This is a genomic window from Kitasatospora sp. NPDC058406, from assembly GCF_042722765.1.
GTDB lineage: Bacteria > Actinomycetota > Actinomycetes > Streptomycetales > Streptomycetaceae > Kitasatospora.
This window is the reverse complement of the sequence record NZ_JBHXKE010000055.1, coordinates 1-17,209: the sequence shown is the minus strand read 5'-3', so window position 1 is coordinate 17,209 and position 17,209 is coordinate 1. Positions and strand designations below refer to the sequence as shown.

Below are 17,209 nucleotides of genomic sequence, written 5' to 3'. Positions count from 1 at the left end.
CTTGTCCGGGTGGGTCGCGTCCCGGGGTTGCTGACGCCGCCGCCCCCCCGCCGCCCGCCGGGGCGGCACGGGGGCGGGCCCACGGGGCGGGTGGCCCCGAGGGGGGGGCGGGCCCACCGGTCGTCCTACCGCGCGGAACGCCCCTCGGCGGGGCTCAGCGGCACAGGGCCGTGTCCACGGCGCGTTCGAGCTTCCTGCGGCTCGCCGCGTCGGTGACCTGCACGGTGACCGCGACGGTGGCGGCGCGGCCGTCGTCGGTGACCCCGCTCCGGGTCTCGTACCCGGGGAAGCTGCCGCCGTGCCCCCAGGAGAGGCCGCCGCACGGCAGCGGCCTGCTGACGAGCCCCAGTCCGTAGCGGGCGCCGGGGCCGAAGGTCTCCTCGGCGGGGACGGTGGTCCGCATCTGCGCGAGCAGGGCCGGCGGCAGGAGGCGACCGGCCAGGAGCGCGCCGAAGAACCGGTTGAGGTCGGAGCCGGTGGAGACCATCTGCCCGGCGGCCCACCCCCAGGACGGGTCGATCTCGGTGACGTCGCGCAGCGGCGCGTCCGCCGATTCCCGGTAGTAGCCGTGGGGGTGGGGTTCCCGGATGCCCGCGTCGCGGGGGGCGGGGAAGTAGGTGTGGCGCAGCCCGGCGGGTCGGACGACGCGCCGGTCGATCTCCTCGGCGAGCGGGCGGCCGGTGACCTCCTGGACGAGCAGGCCGGCGAGCACGTAGTTGGTGTTGCTGTACTTCCACTTCTTGCCGGGGGCGAAGTCGGCGGGGTGCCGGAGGGCGAAGGCGAGCAGTTCGTTCGGGTCGTAGTACCGGGCGTCGTCCCCGAGGTCGCTGCTGTAGTCGGGGAGCCCGCTGGTCTGCTGGAGGAGCTGGCGGACGGTGATGTCGCGCCCGTCGATCCCCTCCCCCCGGACGAGGCCGGGCAGATGGGCGTCCACGAAGTCGTCCAGACCGATCCTCCCCTCGGCGACCAGCTGCAGGACCACGACCGCGACGAAGGACTTGGTGTTGCTGCCGACCCGGACCTGGCCGTCGACGGGCACCTTCGAGCCGGTGGCCAGGTCGGCGGTCCCCGCGGTGTAGGTGCGGGTGCGGCCGTGACGGTCCCGGACGCTCGCCAGCGCGGCGGGCATCCCGTCGTCACGCACCAGTGCGTTCAGGCTCCGTCGGACGGTGTCCGGCCCGGTGGCGGCGGCCTGGGGCGCCGTCAGGACACCCGGTACGGTGAGGCCGACGGCCAGCGCGGCGGCGGCCGACAGGGCGTGTCGCCGCCGGAGTCCTCGGCGTGTCTGGTCCTGCATGGGTCAACTCCTGGGGGATCGTCGGTTCGTCGGTCGGGGTTGCTCGGGCACGGCACGGCACGGCACGGCACGGCGCGGCACGGCACGTCCGGCCCGGGAGGTCGGCGGGTGTCAGCCGCACAGGGCCTTGTCCACGGCCTCCAGCACGTGCTTCGTGCCCGCGTCGGTCCACGGGACGCCGGTCACCGCGACGTTGGCGGCGCGGCCGTCGTCGGTGACCCCGCCCCGGGTCTCGTAGCCCGCGATGTCGCCGCCGTGGCCCCAGTAGACGCCGCCGCAGGACAGGGCCCTGCTGGTGAGCCCCAGCCCGTAGCGCAGGTCGGAGGGCCCGCCGACGGGGACGGTGGTGCGCATCTCGGCGAGCTGGGCGTCCGGGAGGAGTTCTCCGCCGAGGAGCGCGCCGAAGAACCGGTTGAGGTCGGAGTTGGTGGAGATCAACTGGCCCGCCGCCCAGCCCCATGACGGGTCCATCTCCGTGTACTCGCGCAACGGACCGTCGGTCGGGTTGCGGTGGTAGCCCTTGGGGTGCGGCTCGCGGATGGTCATGTCCCCGGGGGCGGGGAAGTAGGTGTGGCGCAGGCCGACGGGCTTGACGATGCGCCGGTCGATCTCCTCGGCGAGGGGCCGGCCGGTGACCTTCTGGACGATCAGGCCGGCCAGGACGTAGTTCGTGTTGCTGTACCCCCACACCTTCCCGGGGGCCGCGTCGGCCGGGTAGCGGAGCGCGATGTCGATCAGGTCGCGGGGCTCGACGTACCGGTACCTGATCTCGTCGTCGTCGAGGTGGTTGCCGTACTCGGGGAGTCCGCTGGTGTGCTGGAGGAGGTGGCGGACGGTGATGGTGCTCCCGTCGATCCCCTCGCCCCGGACGAGGCCGGGCAGGTGGGTGTCCACGAAGTCGTCCAGGCCGAGCTTCCCCTCGGCGACCAGTTGCAGGACCACGACCGCCGTGAACGTCTTGGTGTTGCTGCCGATCCGGACCTGGCCGTCCCTGGGCACCTTCGAGCCGGTGGCCAGGTCGCCGGTCCCGGCGGTGTAGGTACGGGTACGGCCGTCCCTTCCCTTGACGCTCGCCAGCGCGGCGGGCAGCCCGTCGTCACGCACCAGCGTGTTCAGGACCTGCTGGACGGCGTCCGGCCTCGCGCGGGCGGAGGCGGTGGCGGGGTCGGCGGCGAGGGCGGCGGGCGGGGCGAGGACGCCCGCCGTCATGACGCCGAAGGCTGCCGCGGCCACGGCCGACACGGCCCGTCGCCGCTTGCCGCCCCGCTGCCCGGTCGGAGAACTGGGGGCCTGCCGGATCTGCGTACGCATCGGTCAACTCCTGGAGATCGTTCGGTGTGGGCACGATCCTGGTTTCCGGGGGCCTCCCTCCGCATCGCGGGAAGGCGGGAAAGATCACTCCCCCGATCGGGGGAGGCCACCGACGGAGTTCCCGGCGATACTCGCGATCATGAGCCGTCGGGCCCGCCGGGGCTTGGCCCGCGACGCGGACGCCCCGCCGGCCCTGAGGTCGGCGGGGCGTCCGGAGCGCGTCCGGGCCGATCAGAGGCCGGCGGTGTACAGCAGCTCGTTGGGGCTGCTCTTGCTGACGGTCAGGGCGCCCTTGGTGGTTTCGGTGGAGAGCCACAGGGCGAGGTCTTCGGGGGTCGCGCCGGTGTGTCCGGCGAGGTAGAGGGCCACGGTGCCGGTGACGTGCGGGGCGGCCATGGCGGTGCCGCCCCGGACGACGCTGCCGCCGCCGAGCTTGGCGGAGGTGATGTCCTCGCCGGGCGCGTACAGCGAGACGCACGTGCCGTAGTTGCTGAAGTCGGTCTCCTCGTCGTACTTGTTGGTCGCGCCGACGGTGATGACCCGTTGGGCGGAGGAGGGGGAGGAGAGGCAGGCGTCCCGGGCACCGTTGCCGCCGGAGACGACGGGCAGGATGCCCGCGTTGGAGAGCGCGTCGGCGGCCTTGTTGATCGCTTCGTTCGCGTCCCCGCCGACGGAGATGTTGGCGACGGCGGGCTTCCTGGCGTTGGCCGCCACCCAGTCGAGGCCGGCGATGAGCTGCTCGTTGGTGCCCTGGCCGTCACAGCCCACGACGCGGACGCCGACCAGGTTGACCTTGCGGGCGACGCCGTAGGTCTTGCCGCCGACGATGCCGGCGACGTGGGTGCCGACGCCCTGACAGTCGGCGCCGTTCTGCCCGTCACCGACGGCGTCGGTGCCGAGGACGGCGCGGCCCTCGAACTCGTCGTGGCCGAACTCGATGCCGGTGCCGATCAGGTAGGCGGTGACACCGGCTCCGTCACCCTCAACGGTGAACTGACCGTCACCGGTGGCGGCCTCCTTGTCCCAGTCCTGCTGGTCGATGCGGTCAAGGCCCCAGCTGGAGGCGGCTCCCCGGGTCTTCGGGGCAGGCGCGGTGGCGCCTGCCGGGGTGCTCACGAAGGCGTTCTCCTCGACGGCCTCGACACCGGGCAAAGCCCGTACCTGCGCCAGCTGGGCCGGGTCGAGGCGGGCGGAGAAGCCGTTCAGGGCGTGGCGGTAGGTGTGCAGCGGCTCGACGCCGCGGACCTCGGCGGCCGTAGCGGCCGGGTCCAGGCCCTTGTGTACGGTGACGATGTACTGGCCCGGGACGGCCCGGGCCGCCTTGTGCAGCGGGGCCGCATAGGCCCTCCCGGAGGTTTCGCCGACTGCGGTGCCCTGCGCGGCACACAACGGAACGAGCAGAACGAGTGCGGCGGACGCGCAGCGCGCGGACAATCGCATGGATGGCTCCATTCACGAAACCGACCGCCCCGGGGCCGGGACAGCCCCGTAGGTGACGATCATCTTGTGCATCGTCCGTCGGCGTACTGCCCTTGAGTCCCCGAGCCGACCGCTCGCTGTTCCTGGCCACTCCCGACCTGGACGTCCCACGACATTCCGTCGGCCGACGGTCCGCCGGTGCAACCCGGTGTACCCGTCCGGTCACAGCACCGGGAGGCATTCCCGCCGATTCCGCTCCCACCGGCGCACTCGCCCCGCCTCCCGTGCACACCCGCGGATCGGAGCCGCGGTCGACGAACCGGGGCAGCGGGGTGCCCGCAGCCGGGCCACTGCCCGATGTCCCGGGCCCGGCACCCTGCACCCGCCCCCCGGCACCCGAGGCCCCGAGAAGGCGCCGGACGGGCGGGTGGGAGACTGGTGGGCATGGATGTCGCACGCAGGAACAACATCAGGGTGACCGGGCGTGCCGACGGGCCGGTGGTCGTCCTCGCGCACGGGTTCGGGTGCGACCAGAACATGTGGCGCCTGGTCGTTCCGGCCCTGGCGGGCGACTACCGCGTGGTCCTGTTCGACTACGTCGGGTCCGGCCGGTCGGACGCGTCCGCGTGGACCGAGGACCGCTACAGCTCGCTGGACGGTTACGCCCGGGACGTGGTCGAGGTCGTCGAGGAGCTGGACCTGCGGGACGTGACGTTCGTGGGGCACTCGGTCAGCGCCATGGTGGGGGTGCTCGCGGCGGCCGCCGCCCCGGAGCGGTTCTCCCGGCTGGTGATGGTGGCGCCCTCCCCCTGCTACATAGACGAGGACGGCTACCGGGGCGGGTTCGACGCCGGGGACATCGACGAGCTGCTGGAGTCGCTGGAGTCCAACTACCTGGGCTGGTCCGCGGCGATGGCCCCGGTGATCATGGGCAACCCGGACCGGCCGGAGCTCGGCGAGGAGCTGACCACGTCGTTCTGCGCGACCGATCCGGACATGGCGCGGGTCTTCGCCCGGACCACGTTCCTGTCCGACAGCCGTGACGACCTGAAGTCGGTGACGGTGCCGACGCTGGTGCTGGAGTGCGCCCAGGACGTGATCGCCCCCCGTGAGGTGGGCGCCTACGTCCACGCCGCGATCCCCGGCAGCCGGCTGGTGACCCTGGACGCCACCGGCCACTGCCCGCAGCTCAGCGCGCCGGAGGCCACGGCCGAGGCGATCCTCGGCTTCGTCGGAGCCGCCCGATGACGGCTCGCGCCGGTGACCGGAGCCCCGGCGGCCCGAGACGGGAGGAGGGCCTGGACGCCCCCGACGCGACGTTCACCGCCCTCCTGGAGGACAGCGCCGAGGAACTGTACGAGCAGGCGCCCTGCGGCTACCTGTCCACCCTGATGGACGGCACCGTGGCGAAGATCAACACCACCCTGCTGGACTGGCTGGGCCTCGGCCGCGACCAGGTGGTGGGCCGGATGCGGTTCGCCGACCTCCTCACCGTCGGCGGCAGGCTCTACCACGAGACGCACTTCGCGCCGCTGCTGCACCTGAACGGCGAGATCAGCGGGATCGCCCTGGAGCTCAAGGCGGCAGGCGGCACGCGGCTGCCGGTCCTGGTCACCTCCCGGGTGAAGACCGGTGCCGGCGGCGAGCCGATGCTCATCCGCACCAGCGTCTTCGACGCCCGCGACCGCCGGGCCTACGAAGCCGAGCTGCTGCGCGGCCGACGGGCGGCCGAGGAGGCCCGCCGGCAGGCGGAGGCGGACCGCGAGCGCCTCCAGGAGGCGCTGGCCGTGCTGCAGCAGAGCCTGCTGCCCTCCGCCCTGCCCGTCGTGCCGGGGCTGGAGGCCGCCTCGCACTACCACACCGCCTCGCCCGACCTGCTGGGCGGAGACTTCTACGACCTGTTCCCCCTGGACGGCGCCCGGTGGGCGTTCTTCCTGGGCGACGTCTGCGGCAAGGGCCCCCAGGCCGCCGCCGTGACCTCGCTGACCCGCCACACCCTGCGCGCCGCCGCCCTGCACGACCCCGACCCGGTCACGGTGCTCCACACGCTCAACACCGTGCTGAACGAGCGGTACACCAGCGGCGGCGACACCCGCTACTGCACCGCCGTCTTCGGTGTCCTGCACCCCCGGGGCGACACCTGCACGGTGCAGCTGGCCTCCGGCGGCCACCCCTCGGCGCTGGTCCAGCGTGCGGACGGCACCGCCGAGTTCCTTCCCACTCCCGGCGGCATGCTCATCGGCGTGCTGCCCGACGCCCAGTTCACGCCCACCCGCACCGTCCTCTCCCGCGGGGACACACTGCTGCTCTACACCGACGGCCTGACCGAGGCCCGGATCGGCCCGAACCGCGAGCTGTACGGCGAGGAGGCCCTGCTCGCCTTCGCGGCCACCCGTACCCCGGCCGGGCCTCAGGCCCTGGTCACCGCCCTCACCGGGCTGCTCGCCGGCTTCGGCGACGGCCTGGACGACGACACCGCCCTACTCGCCCTCGGCATCCCCTCCCCGGCCCCTGCTACGAGTGAAGAGCACGGATGAACCCGCTGACGATCACCACCCGAGACGCCGCGACCGGTCCCGTACTGGAGATCGCCGGTGACCTCGACCACCACACCGCCCCCGGCCTCCGCGAGGCCGTCGACACCCTCCCCCTCGCCGGCGGACAGTTGCTGGTCCTCGACCTGGCCCGGCTGGACTTCTGCGACTCCAGCGGCATCACCGTCCTGCTGGCCGCCCGCAACGTCGCCGTGGGCCACGGCGCCCGCATCGCGCTGGCCTCCGTACCCTCCAACACCGCCCGCATCCTCGGCATCGTCGGCCTGGACCGGGTCTTCACCATCCACCCCGACACCGCCACCGCCGTGCTGCGTTCCTGACCGGGCGCCACCGGGGCGACCGCTGCACACACCCCGGCACGGCCCCGCCGGGTCGGACTCCGGCCGGACCCGCACATCGGCCGGACCGCGCGCGGTGTGACCGTGACGGCCTCCGGCGTGCCGGGCGACGGACGCCTCGCCTCGACGGCCTACCGGTCCGGCTGGTCCGGCTGGTCCGGATGCCACCGTGCGGGTGCGACGGACCGCGCGGACGGCCACGTTGAGAAGATGGACATCATCGTCGTACTGGAACTGGACATGCCCACCAACGTTCGGATCCTCGGACCCGACCACACGCCGGCGGACCCGGAGAACCCGGTGCGCCTCGCGCACGCCGCCCCCGCGGACGCGTCGGGCGTCTGCGGCCCCCTCACCCTGTGCGGTCTGGACACCGGCGAGATGACCCTCGCCCCGCACCGCTTCACCGACACCGACCGGTCGGGGGTCCGACCGCACTGGCACACGTGCAGCACCTGCCAGACCGCCCGGCAGGGCACCGCGCCCAGAGCCCCCGAACCGGCCACCACGGACCACTTCGAGGACAGCGCCCACCCCGCAGGAACCGCAGCACGCTGAACCGGCCCCCGGACGCGACGGCATCACCCCCGCCGCCCCGGGCCCGGCCGTCGCAGGCCCGGCCGTCGCCGCCCTGTCCGCACGGGCCCGCGGCGCCGGGCCGGCCGAGCGGCTCCGGACCGAGGCCGGATGCGCGGTCGGATGCGCGGTCGGATGCGCGGTCGGCGGTCAGCTCGTGGCGAAGCGTGGGGCGAAAGCGGTGAACCAGAGGGCCCCGAAGGTGGCGACGGTCATCAGCGGCACGAAGAAGCGGGTCTCCCGACGGCTGCCGGTCCGCCGGATCAGGACCACTTCGAAGCGCCGCCGGTACGGCCACAGCAGCGGCGCGCCCCGCCGGGTCAGGCAGTCGCCGAGCAGATGGGTCAGGGCGCCCAGACCGACCGTGTAGGGCAGCCAGCCGGCGATGCCGTCGAACCAGGCGGCGACCGTCGCCGTGCCGACCCCGGCCAGACCGACCGAGGTCACCCACGCGGTCAGCCCGTGCCCGGGCGGATGCAGGTGCAGGGCGCGCGCCGCGAGGGCGAGGAGGAAGAAGGCGACACCGAGGGTGAAGCCGTCGCCGAGACGGGTGACGCCCCACCAGGTGCCGCCACTGACGAGTGCCACGAACAGCAGCGAGTGGGTGGCGTGGCGGTGTCCGCCGCTCAGCCTGCCCACCAGGCGGCAGAGCCCCCTCGACAACGGGCCCAGCAGGTGCGCGGGTGTCGCGTCGTGGTGGTCGAGGTCGGGGAGCAGCGCGGCCCCGGCGCAGAGCAGCGTGCCCACCAGGATCTCGCCGGGGCGCAGCTCCTTGCCGAGCAGGGCCTCCGGCAGGAACGACGCCGTCGCGGCGAAGATCAGTGCCCCGCTGACCGCGTGTGACTGGCCCAGCATGCCGGATCGCACCTGTCCCTTCTGCCCCTCGGGCGCCGTCCGCTCCCCCGCCGGCCGACCGTGCGGCGGGGCCGTCGTGGGGAGGAGTCCGTCTGCTACCCGCCGTTCCCTCTCCCACTCCCGGCCGTGCCGCGGCGGCGGGCGATCCGCCGGTCCGGTCCGGGGAGTTCCTGACGCTCGGACGGGTTGCTGACACTCGGAGGGCCTGCCACCCCGGATCCTGACGCCCATGGGCCCGATGCACCGGGCCTGACCCGCCGGGCCTGACCCGCCGGGCCTGACCCGCCCGGGGCCGGCCGGGAACGCGTGAAGCGGCCGGTTCGGGGCACACGGCCCGCATGATGACACCAGGGGGCATACGCTCCGTCAGGCGGATCGTCCTGGCACTGCCGGCCCAGACCGTCGTGCTGGTGCTGGCCGGACTCCTCGTCACGCATCCGCCGTTCGGCCTCTGGGACCAGCGGGAGCCGACGGTCGTGACCTGGCTGGCGGAGCACCGGAACCCGTCGCTCGACCGGGCCTCCGGGTGGGTCTCGGCGATCGGCTTCACCCCCGCCATCGTCGCCGCGACCGCCGCGGTGATGCTGGCGCTCGTGCTCGCGGGGCGGCCGCGCCGGTGGCGGGAGGCGTTGTTCGTCGGCGGCGCGGTCCTCGCCCAGGCCGTCGTCTTCGTGACGGCGGCGGCGCTGGTGGGCCGCTCCCGGCCCGACGTGGTCCGACTGGACGGGGCCCTGGCCACCTCCAGTTTCCCGTCCGGGCACGTGGGCGCCGCGACGGCCCTGTACGGAGCGCTGGCGGTGCTCGCGCTGCGGTCGGCGAAGGGCCGGCGCCGGTACCTCCCGGTCGTCGCGCTGCTCTGCCTGGTGCCGCTGCTGGTCGCGGCGAGTCGGCTCTACCGGGGGATGCACCACCCGACGGACGTGGTGGCCGGGCTGCTGAACGGCGCCGTCGCCCTCTGGATCCTGAGCACGCTCCTGCGGCCCGAACGGCGCCCCGCGGCACGGCGGGCCGTGCCGTCCACGCAGGCCGCGCCCGGCTCGGCCACCGCGGGCGCGGCCGCCGGGAGCCGGGAAGCCGCCGGCCCCGCAGGCCGACGCGCGATGGTGGTGTCCAACCCCGTGGTGACCGATCCCGCCGTTCTCGACGACGTCCTCGCGGTGCTCGCGGCGCACGGGTACCGGGAGCCCCGGGTCGCCGAGACCGACCCCGACGACCTCGGGCGGTCGGCCGCCGCCCGGGCGGTCGCGGACGGCTTCCCGCTGCTGGTCGTCTGCGGCGGCGACGGCACCGTGACCGCCTGCGCCCAGGCCCTCGCCGGGACCCGGACCGCGCTGGCCGTCGTCCCGTGCGGCACCGGCAACCTGCTCGCCCGCAACCTCGGCCTGCCGACCTCGCCGGCCCGGGCGCTGGCCGCCGCGCTCGACGGCGCACCGCGCCGCATCGACCTGGCCCTGGCGGAGGGCGACGGCATCGAACCGACCCTCGTCGGGGCGATGGCCGGGATCGGCCTGGACGCCGCCGTCATGGCGGACACCGGGCGCGGCCTCAAGCGCCGCCTCGGCTGGGCCGCCTACCTGGTGGGGATCGCCCGGCACCTCGGGGACCGGCGGATGCGGCTCGCCGTCACGCTCGACGACGGCGCCACCTTCCACCGCCGCGCCGCCATGGCCGTCGTGGGCAACGTCGGCTCGCTCCAGGGCGGCGTGCGCCTGCTGCCGCAGGCCGAACCGGACGACGGTGTGCTCGACCTGGTCCTGTTCCAGCCCCGGGGGCTCGCCGGCTGGTGCACGGCGACGCTCCGGCTGGTGACCGGTCGGCACGGTCGGCAGGAGCAGGACCCGCGGCGCGGCGGGACCGGGCAGGCCGACCGGGACGCGCAACCCACGCAGGCCGAGCGCTCCGCGCGCGGGAACGGGAGCAGCCTGGAACACTTCCGTGGCCGCCGGATCACGCTCGTCACGGAGCACGGAAGCCCGCGCGAGCTGGACGGCGAGCCGGTGGGCGACGGCCGGCGGCTGCGCCTGACCGTGCGGCCGGGCGCGCTGCTGGTGCACGCCCCGGTCCCCGCGGGCGACCGTCCCGGCCGGAGGCGGGCCACCGTGCCCCCGCCGCGCCCGGCGGCGGAGCCGACGGGACCCTCTCCGGCGGGACCACCGACCGACGCGGGTCCCCGGACCGTCGGGGCGGCGGGCTGATGGGCACCGCGAGGAGGGTGCGGGGCCGGGGCGGCGACCTCTCCGCCGACGAGGCGGTCGCGACCCTGCGGGAGCACGGCCGCTGGCCGCTCTTCCGCGACGCCGTGGTCCGCTTCCGGTACGCCGACGGGTTCAGTCACGCCCGCGCCCTGGCCTTCCAGACCGTCCTGGCCGTCGTCCCGTTCGCCATCGCCGTCATCGGCCTCTCCGAGGTCATGCACACCGAGCGGATCGGGATGGTCGCCGAGCTCACCATCGAACGGCTGACCGCCGGGCCGAGCGCGGACATGGTCCGCGACGTGCTGGACCGCAGCCGGACGCGGGCCGGCTCGGGCGGCACAGTCGCACTCTGGTTCGGCCTGGTGTTCTCGATGGTCAACCTGGTCACGGCGATGAGCCAGATCGAACGCGGCGCCAATCGCATCTACGGCATCGAGCGGGACCGCCCCGCCCACCGCAAGTACGGCCGGGGCCTGGTGATGGCCGTCCTGGCGGGACTCCCGATGGGAGCGGGCCTCGTCGTCCTGGTCGCGGGCCCGGAGATCGCCGCCTCCGTGGCCGACGTCTACCGGCCGAACAGCGTCTTCGTGACCGTCTGGTCGGTGCTCCACCGGCCCCTGGGGTTCAGCCTGGCCCTGCTCTCCTCCGTCGTGATCTTCCGGCGCGCGCCGCGGCGCAAGCAGCCCGGTTACAGCTGGCTCGCCTTCGGCGCCGCCGTCCACCTGGTGCTCTGGCTGGCGGCGACCTGGCTGCTCCGCACCTACCTGAAGATCAGCGGGTCCTTCGACGCCGTGTACGGGCCGCTCAGCGCGGGCGTCTCGCTGCTCGTCTGGGCCTACCTCACGGCGATCGCGCTGCTCCTCGGCATCTCGTTCGCCGCCCAGCTGGAGGCGGACCGGGCCGGCCGGCGCTCGCCCATCGAGCCGGATCCGGGGCCTGACCAGCCCGAACGTGGGTAGCCGTCGAAGGATGAACACCGATTCCCGATCCCTCCGCCGGCGCCCCCCGCGCCGACCGCTGCGCGCCGCCGACCGCCGCTTCGGCCGGCGACTGCTGGCCGCCGCCGGCGCGTTCACGCTCGCCTCGGTACCGGCCGGCGTCCTGCTGGTGCTGATCGAGGCACGCTGGACGCCGCTGGCCGAGCTCGACCGCGGCGCCGCCGACCGCCTGCACACCGCCGTCCTCGGGCACCCCGCGCTGCTGTCCGTGATCCGCGTGCTGAGCGACCGCGTGTGGGACCCGGTCACGCTGCGCCTGCTGGTCGCGGCGGCCGTGGGCTGGCTGCTGTACCGGCGAGCGTGGAGGCTGGCCGCGTGGGCCGCCGCCACGGAGACCGCGGCAGGACTCACCGGATTCCTGGTCAAGGCGGCCGTCGGCCGGGTCCGCCCGAGCCTGCCCGACCCGGTGGCCCTGGCACCCGGATACTCCTTCCCCTCCGGGCACGCGATGACGGCCGCCGTCTCCTGCGCGGTCCTGCTGCTCGTCCTGGAACCGGTGGTACCGAGGACGCTGCGGCCGGCCGCCTGGGCCGTGGCCGCGGTGTCCGTGCTCGGCGTGGGCTTCACCCGCGTCGCGCTGGGCGTGCACTGGGCCAGTGACGTGCTCGGCGGCTGGCTGCTCGGGGCGGGGCTGGTCGTGGCGACGGCGTGGGCGTTCGACGCGTGGCGGCTGGAGACCGGCCGCGGCGTGCCGCCGGTGACGGACGGTCTGGAGCCGGAGCTCGCGACGGCGGGACCGGAAGGGCCGGAGGAGTCGGCCCCCGCCGGGCGGTGAGCGCCCCGCGTGCCCGGTGACGGCACCGGCCCGGCGCCGGGTGCTCGACCGAACCCGGCGCCGTCACGCCCAGGCGGCGGCTGTCCGCCGTGACCCTCCGTGGGAGCGCCCGCAGCTTCAGCGCCGGCTCAGCAACCCGGGCGCGTACGACGCGCTGGTGTTCTGGCGGTTCGACCGCGTCATCCGGTCCATGGGACACCTGTACGCCCTGGAGCGGCCGAGCGCCTGGCCACATCACGCGCACGGAATCCGAAGCTGATGAGGACCACGCGCTCTCCGGCGCCGAGTGGCGTCCTTCCGTGTGGGGTGATCGCCCCATCGAACACAACGCACTCGCCCGCTGCGAGATCGCACGCACGGTAACCGTCAGCGCCGATGAAGACGGTGGCGCTCACGGTGAGAGCTGCGGCGGAACGCTCGTGCTTGAGACACAGGATCAGGTTGGCCTCACCGAACCCGAACTCGTCAACGTGGAAGTCGAGGAACTGGCCCTCCTCCAGATAGGCGATATAGACGCCGTTGTGCGGCTGCTCGACCTCCAGTCCGGTGGACTCCGTGACGACCGCAGCGAGATCGACTTGCCCGGCGAAGCGGTTCGCTGCGTCGCCCACGGCCGCGTTCCACTTGCCGTTGTGAAGGTAGCCGTTGGCAGTCAGGGCCGCCTCGGCCTCCTGCGCCATAGCGGTGATCAGCTCAGCCGGGAACAGCTGGTCGCGCAGGTGTCGCGGGTGCACCCGCTGATGCGCGGTCAGCCCGCGTACGGCGCCCCGGATGGCGGGGAAGTCCTCTGCCCACCGGTCCGGGGTACGGGCCGTGGTGTGGGACCGGAGCCACGAGGTCCACTGACCGCTCCACTGGCGAGGCGCAGTGTCGCCCGCCCCCGGCGCGGCGGCGTGGTCGATCAGCAGTTCCACCCGCGAGAGTGCTGCCTGTGTGGACCCGATCAGCTCGGTGTCACCCTTGGCGATCCGCAGCCGCAGCGCTTCCCGGAGATGGGCCTCGGCGCCTGCGAGATCGCCGCGCTCCATCAGGTACTTACCGGTGTGCTGGAGCGCGAAGTCCACCAGTTCCGGGTGTTGGCTCCGCGCGGTGCCCAGGGCTCCGCGGTAGAGCGCCTCCGCTGCCCGCATGTCACCGGCGTAGCGGTGGGCGTCGCCGAGGTTGAGGCTGGTGGCGACGACCGCTCGGGTGTTGCCGCTCGCTGCGGCCAAGTCGAGCGACTGCCGCAGGAACGTCAGGGCCTCCTCGTGTTGGCCCAAACACATCTGCCCGACGCCGATCCACCGGGTGAGGGCCCGGGTGCGGACGGGATCGGCCTCCTCGGGCAAAGCCCGTAGATCGTCCTGAAGTCGGCCAACCGCAGTGGCCAACTTGCCCCGGTCCGTCGGGACCATTCGCAGGCCGGCGTCCTGTGTGATGAGGTGCTGGAGCACCGGACCCTCCTCGTTCGGTTCTGCTCAGGGTGGCACTACAGGTGGTCGGTCTGCTGGCGCAGATCGGCCAGCAACTCCACCCCGTGCGGGGTGAAGTGCACACTCAGGAGTTCGAGTTCGCGCATGAGGTAGCGGGCAGCGGGCAGGCCCTCGTCGTAGGCGGACTGGAAGCACGCACGCTCGTCGGGGGTCAGGTCGTCGCGGTCCAGCTCGGTACGGCGGAACCTCAGCAACTGGTTGTAGACACAGGTCGCATGGAAGGCCCGGTCCACCTCCCAGTACTGGTTGCGCACGGCGCCCTGCCCCGCTCGCCACCTGATCTCGATCTTCGGAGACTCCTTGGACGAGTACCCGTCGGCGAAGACCTGGTGCTGAAGGATGTGGAAGCTGATCGACTGGTGCGTACCCTCGTGGAGCAGGTTCTCCGCCAGGAAGCGGGGAGACGGCTCCGAGCTGACCGTGTTCGGGGGGATGTGGTGCCGGGCCTTGTCGGAGAACATGACGACGTACGGGAGCGCCGGGTCACTGGAACTGGTCAGGGAAGAAGCGCGGACACCGGGCTTGAGCCCGACCCACAACAGGCCACGGACGAACTCACGCACACGGGTGAATCCCTCGGAGTGGACCAGCGACAGGCGGTCCAACGCCTCGGACAGTGCCTCGCGGCGGTCGTCGGTGTGCTCGGCGATCTCGTAGTTCGTCAGGTTGATCTCGTTGGCGATCTCGCCGGGAAGCTGGGCGTCGAACCAGTCGAAGGCCACCCCGGCCACGGTCACCTTCTCGCTGCGCAGGGACCGGGCGTGCTGTGCGTAGGGGGTGCCGGACTTGATGAGGCGTTCCATCAGGGCGAACGGCAGAGCACTCTCGGCGCCCTCCTCGCGCAGGCGGAGAAGTTCCGGGTCCTTCCGGCTGAGGTCGAAGAAGGAGCCTGCCGGGACGCTGAGGGCGATGGTGGTGTTCACTGCGGACTCTCCTTGCTTGGGACTGTGTGGCGACGCCGTGCGGCGGGTCGGCCCGGTGGTCACCCGAGCCGACCGGCCATGCCGTCAGCTGAACGGCATCCCATGGGACTTGCGGTCAGACCTCGACGGCCACGGGCGCGAAGTCACCGTCCGGCACCATGTGGTCCAGGCGCCGCGTCAGGGTCTCGACGGCCACGGGCGCGAAGTCGCCGTCCGGCACCGAGTGGTCCAGGCGGCGCGTCAGGTTGCTGACCTCGATGTTGGCGGGCATAGTCCTGCTCCTTCCATGGGAACTACTGCGGATCGGTGCACCTCCCCGAGGTCCGGGGAGGAGCCTGCGGCCGCCGGCGGGTTCACCGCGTGGCTTGCGGCCGGTGTCGCCATTGCCGCGCCAGCCGGGCGGGAACTCCTGGCCTGCCGGTGCAATCAGTGAACATCCAGTCACGCTCCGGAGGTACGGTGTGAGCACACCGATCCCGTTCAACCCGTTCAAGATCGGAATGAGGGGCGACAGTTGACGGACACCAAGGCACCGAACGAGGCACTGGCCCGGGCCATCGCGGAGGCCGGATGCACGTACCAGGCGCTGGCGACGACAGTGCGCGCGGTCGCTTCCGAGGCGGGGGAACACCTGGCAATTCCACCCTCGGCCGTCGCTCACTGGGTGGCTGGCGGTACGCCCACCGGACGCACGCCGCAGTATCTTGCCGAGGCCCTTACCCGGAGGACACGTCGCAAGGTGACCGTGGCGGAGATCGGATTGGGGTCGGAAGCGATCGGGGAGGTTATGAGCGCCGACCCGCTGGCCACCGCCGCCGACCTCGGGAGAGCCGTGATGAAGTCCCGCCGCGACTTCCTCGCCAGTGCGTTCGCCACCGCCGCCGTGGCGTTGCCGCTGACCTACGATCACCAAGCGGTCGCGGCTACCCTGCGAGCGGGAAGGACCGGCGGCCGGGTGGGCGTCGGAGAGGTGGCCACCGTCCGGCACATCACCGGCGTGTTCACCGCCGCTGACGAGCGTCTTGGCGGTGGGCACGGGCTGAGTGCCGTGACCACCTACCTGACCGACACGGTGGTGCCGATGCTCCAGGCCGTGTACCCCTCCGACGGGGTTCGCCGGGACGCCTACGGCGTGGCGGCCGAACTGTCGTACCTCGCCGCGTGGAAGTACCACGACCTGGGCCGGGAGGGAGCCGCGCAGCGGTACTACCTTCTCGGCTACCAACTCGCCTGCGAGAGCGAGCCGACAGGACACGGCGCCTGGATGATGCGTGCCCTCGCTCATCAGGCTCTCAACCTCAAGCAGCCGGAGTTCTGTGTCGAACTGGCAGAGGAGTCCCTACGGCGGGCGCGCGGGAAGGTGGACCCGCAGACCGAGGCCCTGTTGCTGATCACGAGCGCTCGGGCGTACGGAGCCGTGGGAAGCGGGCAGAAGGCCGCAGCGGCCCTTCTCTCGGCCGAGGACGCCATGCTCGACACCGCGACGCCGCCCGCGTCCTTCACGGCGGCTACCGGGCCGGTAGCGGCAACCGTCGCCTCTCACACCGCCAAGACCCTGGCCGAGCTGAAAGACCACCAGGCGGCCGAACGCCACCACCGCGCCGCCCTCGCCGGTCGCGATCCCGAGGCGTTCCGGCGCATCCACGCCCTGACACTCGGGAACCTGGCCCGGTCTGTCGCTGCCCAGCGCCGCCACGACGAAGCTGTAGGGATCTGGGGCCAGTCCCTGGATTTCATGGACGGAGTCGTGTCCGACCGGCACAAGAAGGAACTTCGCAAAGTCCGTACGACAATGACGAGTTGGGCCCGGCGTGGAATCCCCGGCGCCGCAGACCTGGGGCAGCGCGCTGCCGAACTCGTCCGAGCCTGACCGACCCGCACCAGGAGCGAGCGAGGCGCCCGGGCTCCGCACAGTCGAAGGCGACCTGGAACGGCTTGGTCGACGGCATGGACGCACCACAACAGGCGGCCTTCTGCTCATCTCCCTACGGTGATAAGCCTGTTGACACGATCTACCCGCAACCCGGCGGACGGCACAGGCGGCGGACACCATGACGTCGGGCCGGGCGCGGGCCGGTTCCCAGGTGGTGGGGCCGGCCCGCGTCGGTGTGACCCGGCGAGGGATCAGCCGGTGACGACGGGGGTGACCTTGGCAGTGGGGGCGGTGTGGCCCTCCGCGACGGCGCCGAGCCGGACGTCGAGCTTGTTACCGGTGGTCCGATCAGGGTGGGTGCGCCGCTCGGTCCGGCGACGGCGGCGCCGTCGGGGGTGCAGCCGACGGCGCCGGTGGCGATGACGGCGGCGAGCGGCAGGGTGAAGGCCAGACGACGGGACGAAGCCGATGCCGGAACGAGACAGCCGACCTCCCGACCGGACGGTGGTCGTCCGGTGCGCACTAGGTGTACTGACCACGGAGGTTGGTGACAGGGCTCACGGCGTGGTGATCTTGAAATGAGTGAGGGCCTTCTGGCTCGGTGTGGATTGCGACATCTGCA

15 protein-coding genes are annotated in these 17,209 nt (G+C 73.1%); 8 read left to right on the top strand and 7 right to left on the bottom strand.

What is annotated here, in order from left to right:
* Window positions 1-154: 154 nt before the first annotated feature.
* The 3 genes from ACFWOG_RS13475 to ACFWOG_RS13465 all read right to left on the bottom strand — a co-directional run bounded on the left by ACFWOG_RS13475 (window position 155) and on the right by ACFWOG_RS13465 (window position 4,048).
* Window positions 155-1,297, bottom strand: a complete 1,143-nt coding sequence (locus ACFWOG_RS13475) for a serine hydrolase domain-containing protein (protein WP_380357905.1) — start codon at window positions 1,295-1,297, stop codon at window positions 155-157.
* Window positions 1,298-1,408: 111 nt separating this feature from the next.
* The gene (locus ACFWOG_RS13470) at window positions 1,409-2,608 is read right to left on the bottom strand and encodes a serine hydrolase domain-containing protein (protein ID WP_329950599.1); all 1,200 of its coding nucleotides are present in this window, start codon (window positions 2,606-2,608) and stop codon (window positions 1,409-1,411) included.
* A 231-nt stretch (window positions 2,609-2,839) separates the two neighbouring features.
* On the bottom strand, window positions 2,840-4,048 hold the full coding sequence (locus tag ACFWOG_RS13465; RefSeq protein WP_380357903.1) for a S8 family peptidase: 1,209 nt from the start codon (window positions 4,046-4,048) through the stop codon (window positions 2,840-2,842).
* 423 nt (window positions 4,049-4,471) lie between these two features.
* On the opposite strand from ACFWOG_RS13465, the gene ACFWOG_RS13460 reads away from it, so the two are divergent.
* The 4 genes from ACFWOG_RS13460 (at window position 4,472) to ACFWOG_RS13445 (ending at window position 7,478) form a co-directional block, all read left to right on the top strand.
* Window positions 4,472-5,275, top strand: coding sequence for an alpha/beta hydrolase (locus ACFWOG_RS13460; RefSeq protein WP_329877613.1), 804 nt, complete (start codon window positions 4,472-4,474; stop codon window positions 5,273-5,275).
* Window positions 5,272-6,564: a PP2C family protein-serine/threonine phosphatase gene (locus ACFWOG_RS13455; protein WP_380357900.1), complete on the top strand. Its 1,293-nt coding sequence runs from the start codon at window positions 5,272-5,274 to the stop codon at window positions 6,562-6,564. The genes ACFWOG_RS13460 and ACFWOG_RS13455 overlap by 4 nt, the downstream gene beginning before the upstream one ends.
* A complete protein-coding gene (locus tag ACFWOG_RS13450; RefSeq protein ID WP_329877609.1) occupies window positions 6,561-6,902 on the top strand; it encodes an STAS domain-containing protein in 342 nt (113 codons plus the stop codon). Before ACFWOG_RS13455 ends, ACFWOG_RS13450 begins: the two co-directional genes overlap by 4 nt.
* A 228-nt stretch (window positions 6,903-7,130) precedes the next feature.
* A complete protein-coding gene (locus ACFWOG_RS13445; RefSeq protein ID WP_380357893.1) occupies window positions 7,131-7,478 on the top strand; it encodes a hypothetical protein in 348 nt (115 codons plus the stop codon).
* 168 nt (window positions 7,479-7,646) lie between these two features.
* Here ACFWOG_RS13445 and ACFWOG_RS13440 read toward each other — a convergent pair whose 3' ends face one another.
* Window positions 7,647-8,351, bottom strand: a complete 705-nt coding sequence (locus ACFWOG_RS13440; RefSeq protein ID WP_380357891.1) for a metal-dependent hydrolase — start codon at window positions 8,349-8,351, stop codon at window positions 7,647-7,649.
* Between the two features lie 338 nt (window positions 8,352-8,689).
* On the opposite strand from ACFWOG_RS13440, the gene ACFWOG_RS13435 reads away from it, so the two are divergent.
* From ACFWOG_RS13435 to ACFWOG_RS13425, 3 genes are read left to right on the top strand one after another with little or no spacing between them, the layout of a single operon-like run.
* The gene (locus ACFWOG_RS13435) at window positions 8,690-10,546 is read left to right on the top strand and encodes a diacylglycerol kinase family protein (protein ID WP_380357888.1); all 1,857 of its coding nucleotides are present in this window, start codon (window positions 8,690-8,692) and stop codon (window positions 10,544-10,546) included.
* Window positions 10,546-11,505, top strand: a complete 960-nt coding sequence (locus ACFWOG_RS13430) for a YihY/virulence factor BrkB family protein (protein WP_329950603.1) — start codon at window positions 10,546-10,548, stop codon at window positions 11,503-11,505. The genes ACFWOG_RS13435 and ACFWOG_RS13430 overlap by 1 nt, the downstream gene beginning before the upstream one ends.
* Before the next feature lie 10 nt (window positions 11,506-11,515).
* On the top strand, window positions 11,516-12,319 hold the full coding sequence (locus ACFWOG_RS13425) for a phosphatase PAP2 family protein (protein ID WP_380357885.1): 804 nt from the start codon (window positions 11,516-11,518) through the stop codon (window positions 12,317-12,319).
* A gap of 179 nt (window positions 12,320-12,498) precedes the next feature.
* On the opposite strand, the gene ACFWOG_RS13420 is transcribed toward ACFWOG_RS13425, so the two are convergent.
* The 3 genes from ACFWOG_RS13420 to ACFWOG_RS13410 all read right to left on the bottom strand — a co-directional run bounded on the left by ACFWOG_RS13420 (window position 12,499) and on the right by ACFWOG_RS13410 (window position 14,985).
* Window positions 12,499-13,752 carry a tetratricopeptide repeat protein gene (locus tag ACFWOG_RS13420; RefSeq protein ID WP_380357882.1) on the bottom strand — a complete coding sequence of 418 codons (1,254 nt, stop codon included), beginning with the start codon at window positions 13,750-13,752 and terminating at the stop codon, window positions 12,499-12,501.
* Window positions 13,753-13,787: 35 nt separating this feature from the next.
* Window positions 13,788-14,714, bottom strand: coding sequence for a hypothetical protein (locus ACFWOG_RS13415; RefSeq protein WP_380357879.1), 927 nt, complete (start codon window positions 14,712-14,714; stop codon window positions 13,788-13,790).
* Between the two features lie 115 nt (window positions 14,715-14,829).
* Window positions 14,830-14,985: a hypothetical protein gene (locus tag ACFWOG_RS13410; protein ID WP_329877593.1), complete on the bottom strand. Its 156-nt coding sequence runs from the start codon at window positions 14,983-14,985 to the stop codon at window positions 14,830-14,832.
* Between the two features lie 243 nt (window positions 14,986-15,228).
* Here ACFWOG_RS13410 and ACFWOG_RS13405 point away from each other — a divergent pair, with 243 nt between their 5' ends.
* Window positions 15,229-16,584, top strand: coding sequence for a tetratricopeptide repeat protein (locus ACFWOG_RS13405; RefSeq protein ID WP_380357876.1), 1,356 nt, complete (start codon window positions 15,229-15,231; stop codon window positions 16,582-16,584).
* The last annotated feature ends 625 nt before the right edge of the window (window positions 16,585-17,209 follow it).

Bases quoted from the DNA above. Each gene is read 5' to 3' on its own strand.
- ACFWOG_RS13475 (WP_380357905.1), bottom strand. From the start codon at position 1,297: ATGCAGGACCAGACACGCCGAGGACTCCGGCGGCGACACGCCCTGTCG.
- ACFWOG_RS13470 (WP_329950599.1), bottom strand. From the start codon at position 2,608: ATGCGTACGCAGATCCGGCAGGCCCCCAGTTCTCCGACCGGGCAGCGG.
- ACFWOG_RS13465 (WP_380357903.1), bottom strand. From the start codon at position 4,048: ATGCGATTGTCCGCGCGCTGCGCGTCCGCCGCACTCGTTCTGCTCGTT.
- ACFWOG_RS13460 (WP_329877613.1), top strand. From the start codon at position 4,472: ATGGATGTCGCACGCAGGAACAACATCAGGGTGACCGGGCGTGCCGAC.
- ACFWOG_RS13455 (WP_380357900.1), top strand. From the start codon at position 5,272: ATGACGGCTCGCGCCGGTGACCGGAGCCCCGGCGGCCCGAGACGGGAG.
- ACFWOG_RS13450 (WP_329877609.1), top strand. From the start codon at position 6,561: ATGAACCCGCTGACGATCACCACCCGAGACGCCGCGACCGGTCCCGTA.
- ACFWOG_RS13445 (WP_380357893.1), top strand. From the start codon at position 7,131: ATGGACATCATCGTCGTACTGGAACTGGACATGCCCACCAACGTTCGG.
- ACFWOG_RS13440 (WP_380357891.1), bottom strand. From the start codon at position 8,351: ATGCTGGGCCAGTCACACGCGGTCAGCGGGGCACTGATCTTCGCCGCG.
- ACFWOG_RS13435 (WP_380357888.1), top strand. From the start codon at position 8,690: ATGATGACACCAGGGGGCATACGCTCCGTCAGGCGGATCGTCCTGGCA.
- ACFWOG_RS13430 (WP_329950603.1), top strand. From the start codon at position 10,546: ATGGGCACCGCGAGGAGGGTGCGGGGCCGGGGCGGCGACCTCTCCGCC.
- ACFWOG_RS13425 (WP_380357885.1), top strand. From the start codon at position 11,516: ATGAACACCGATTCCCGATCCCTCCGCCGGCGCCCCCCGCGCCGACCG.
- ACFWOG_RS13410 (WP_329877593.1), bottom strand. From the start codon at position 14,985: ATGCCCGCCAACATCGAGGTCAGCAACCTGACGCGCCGCCTGGACCAC.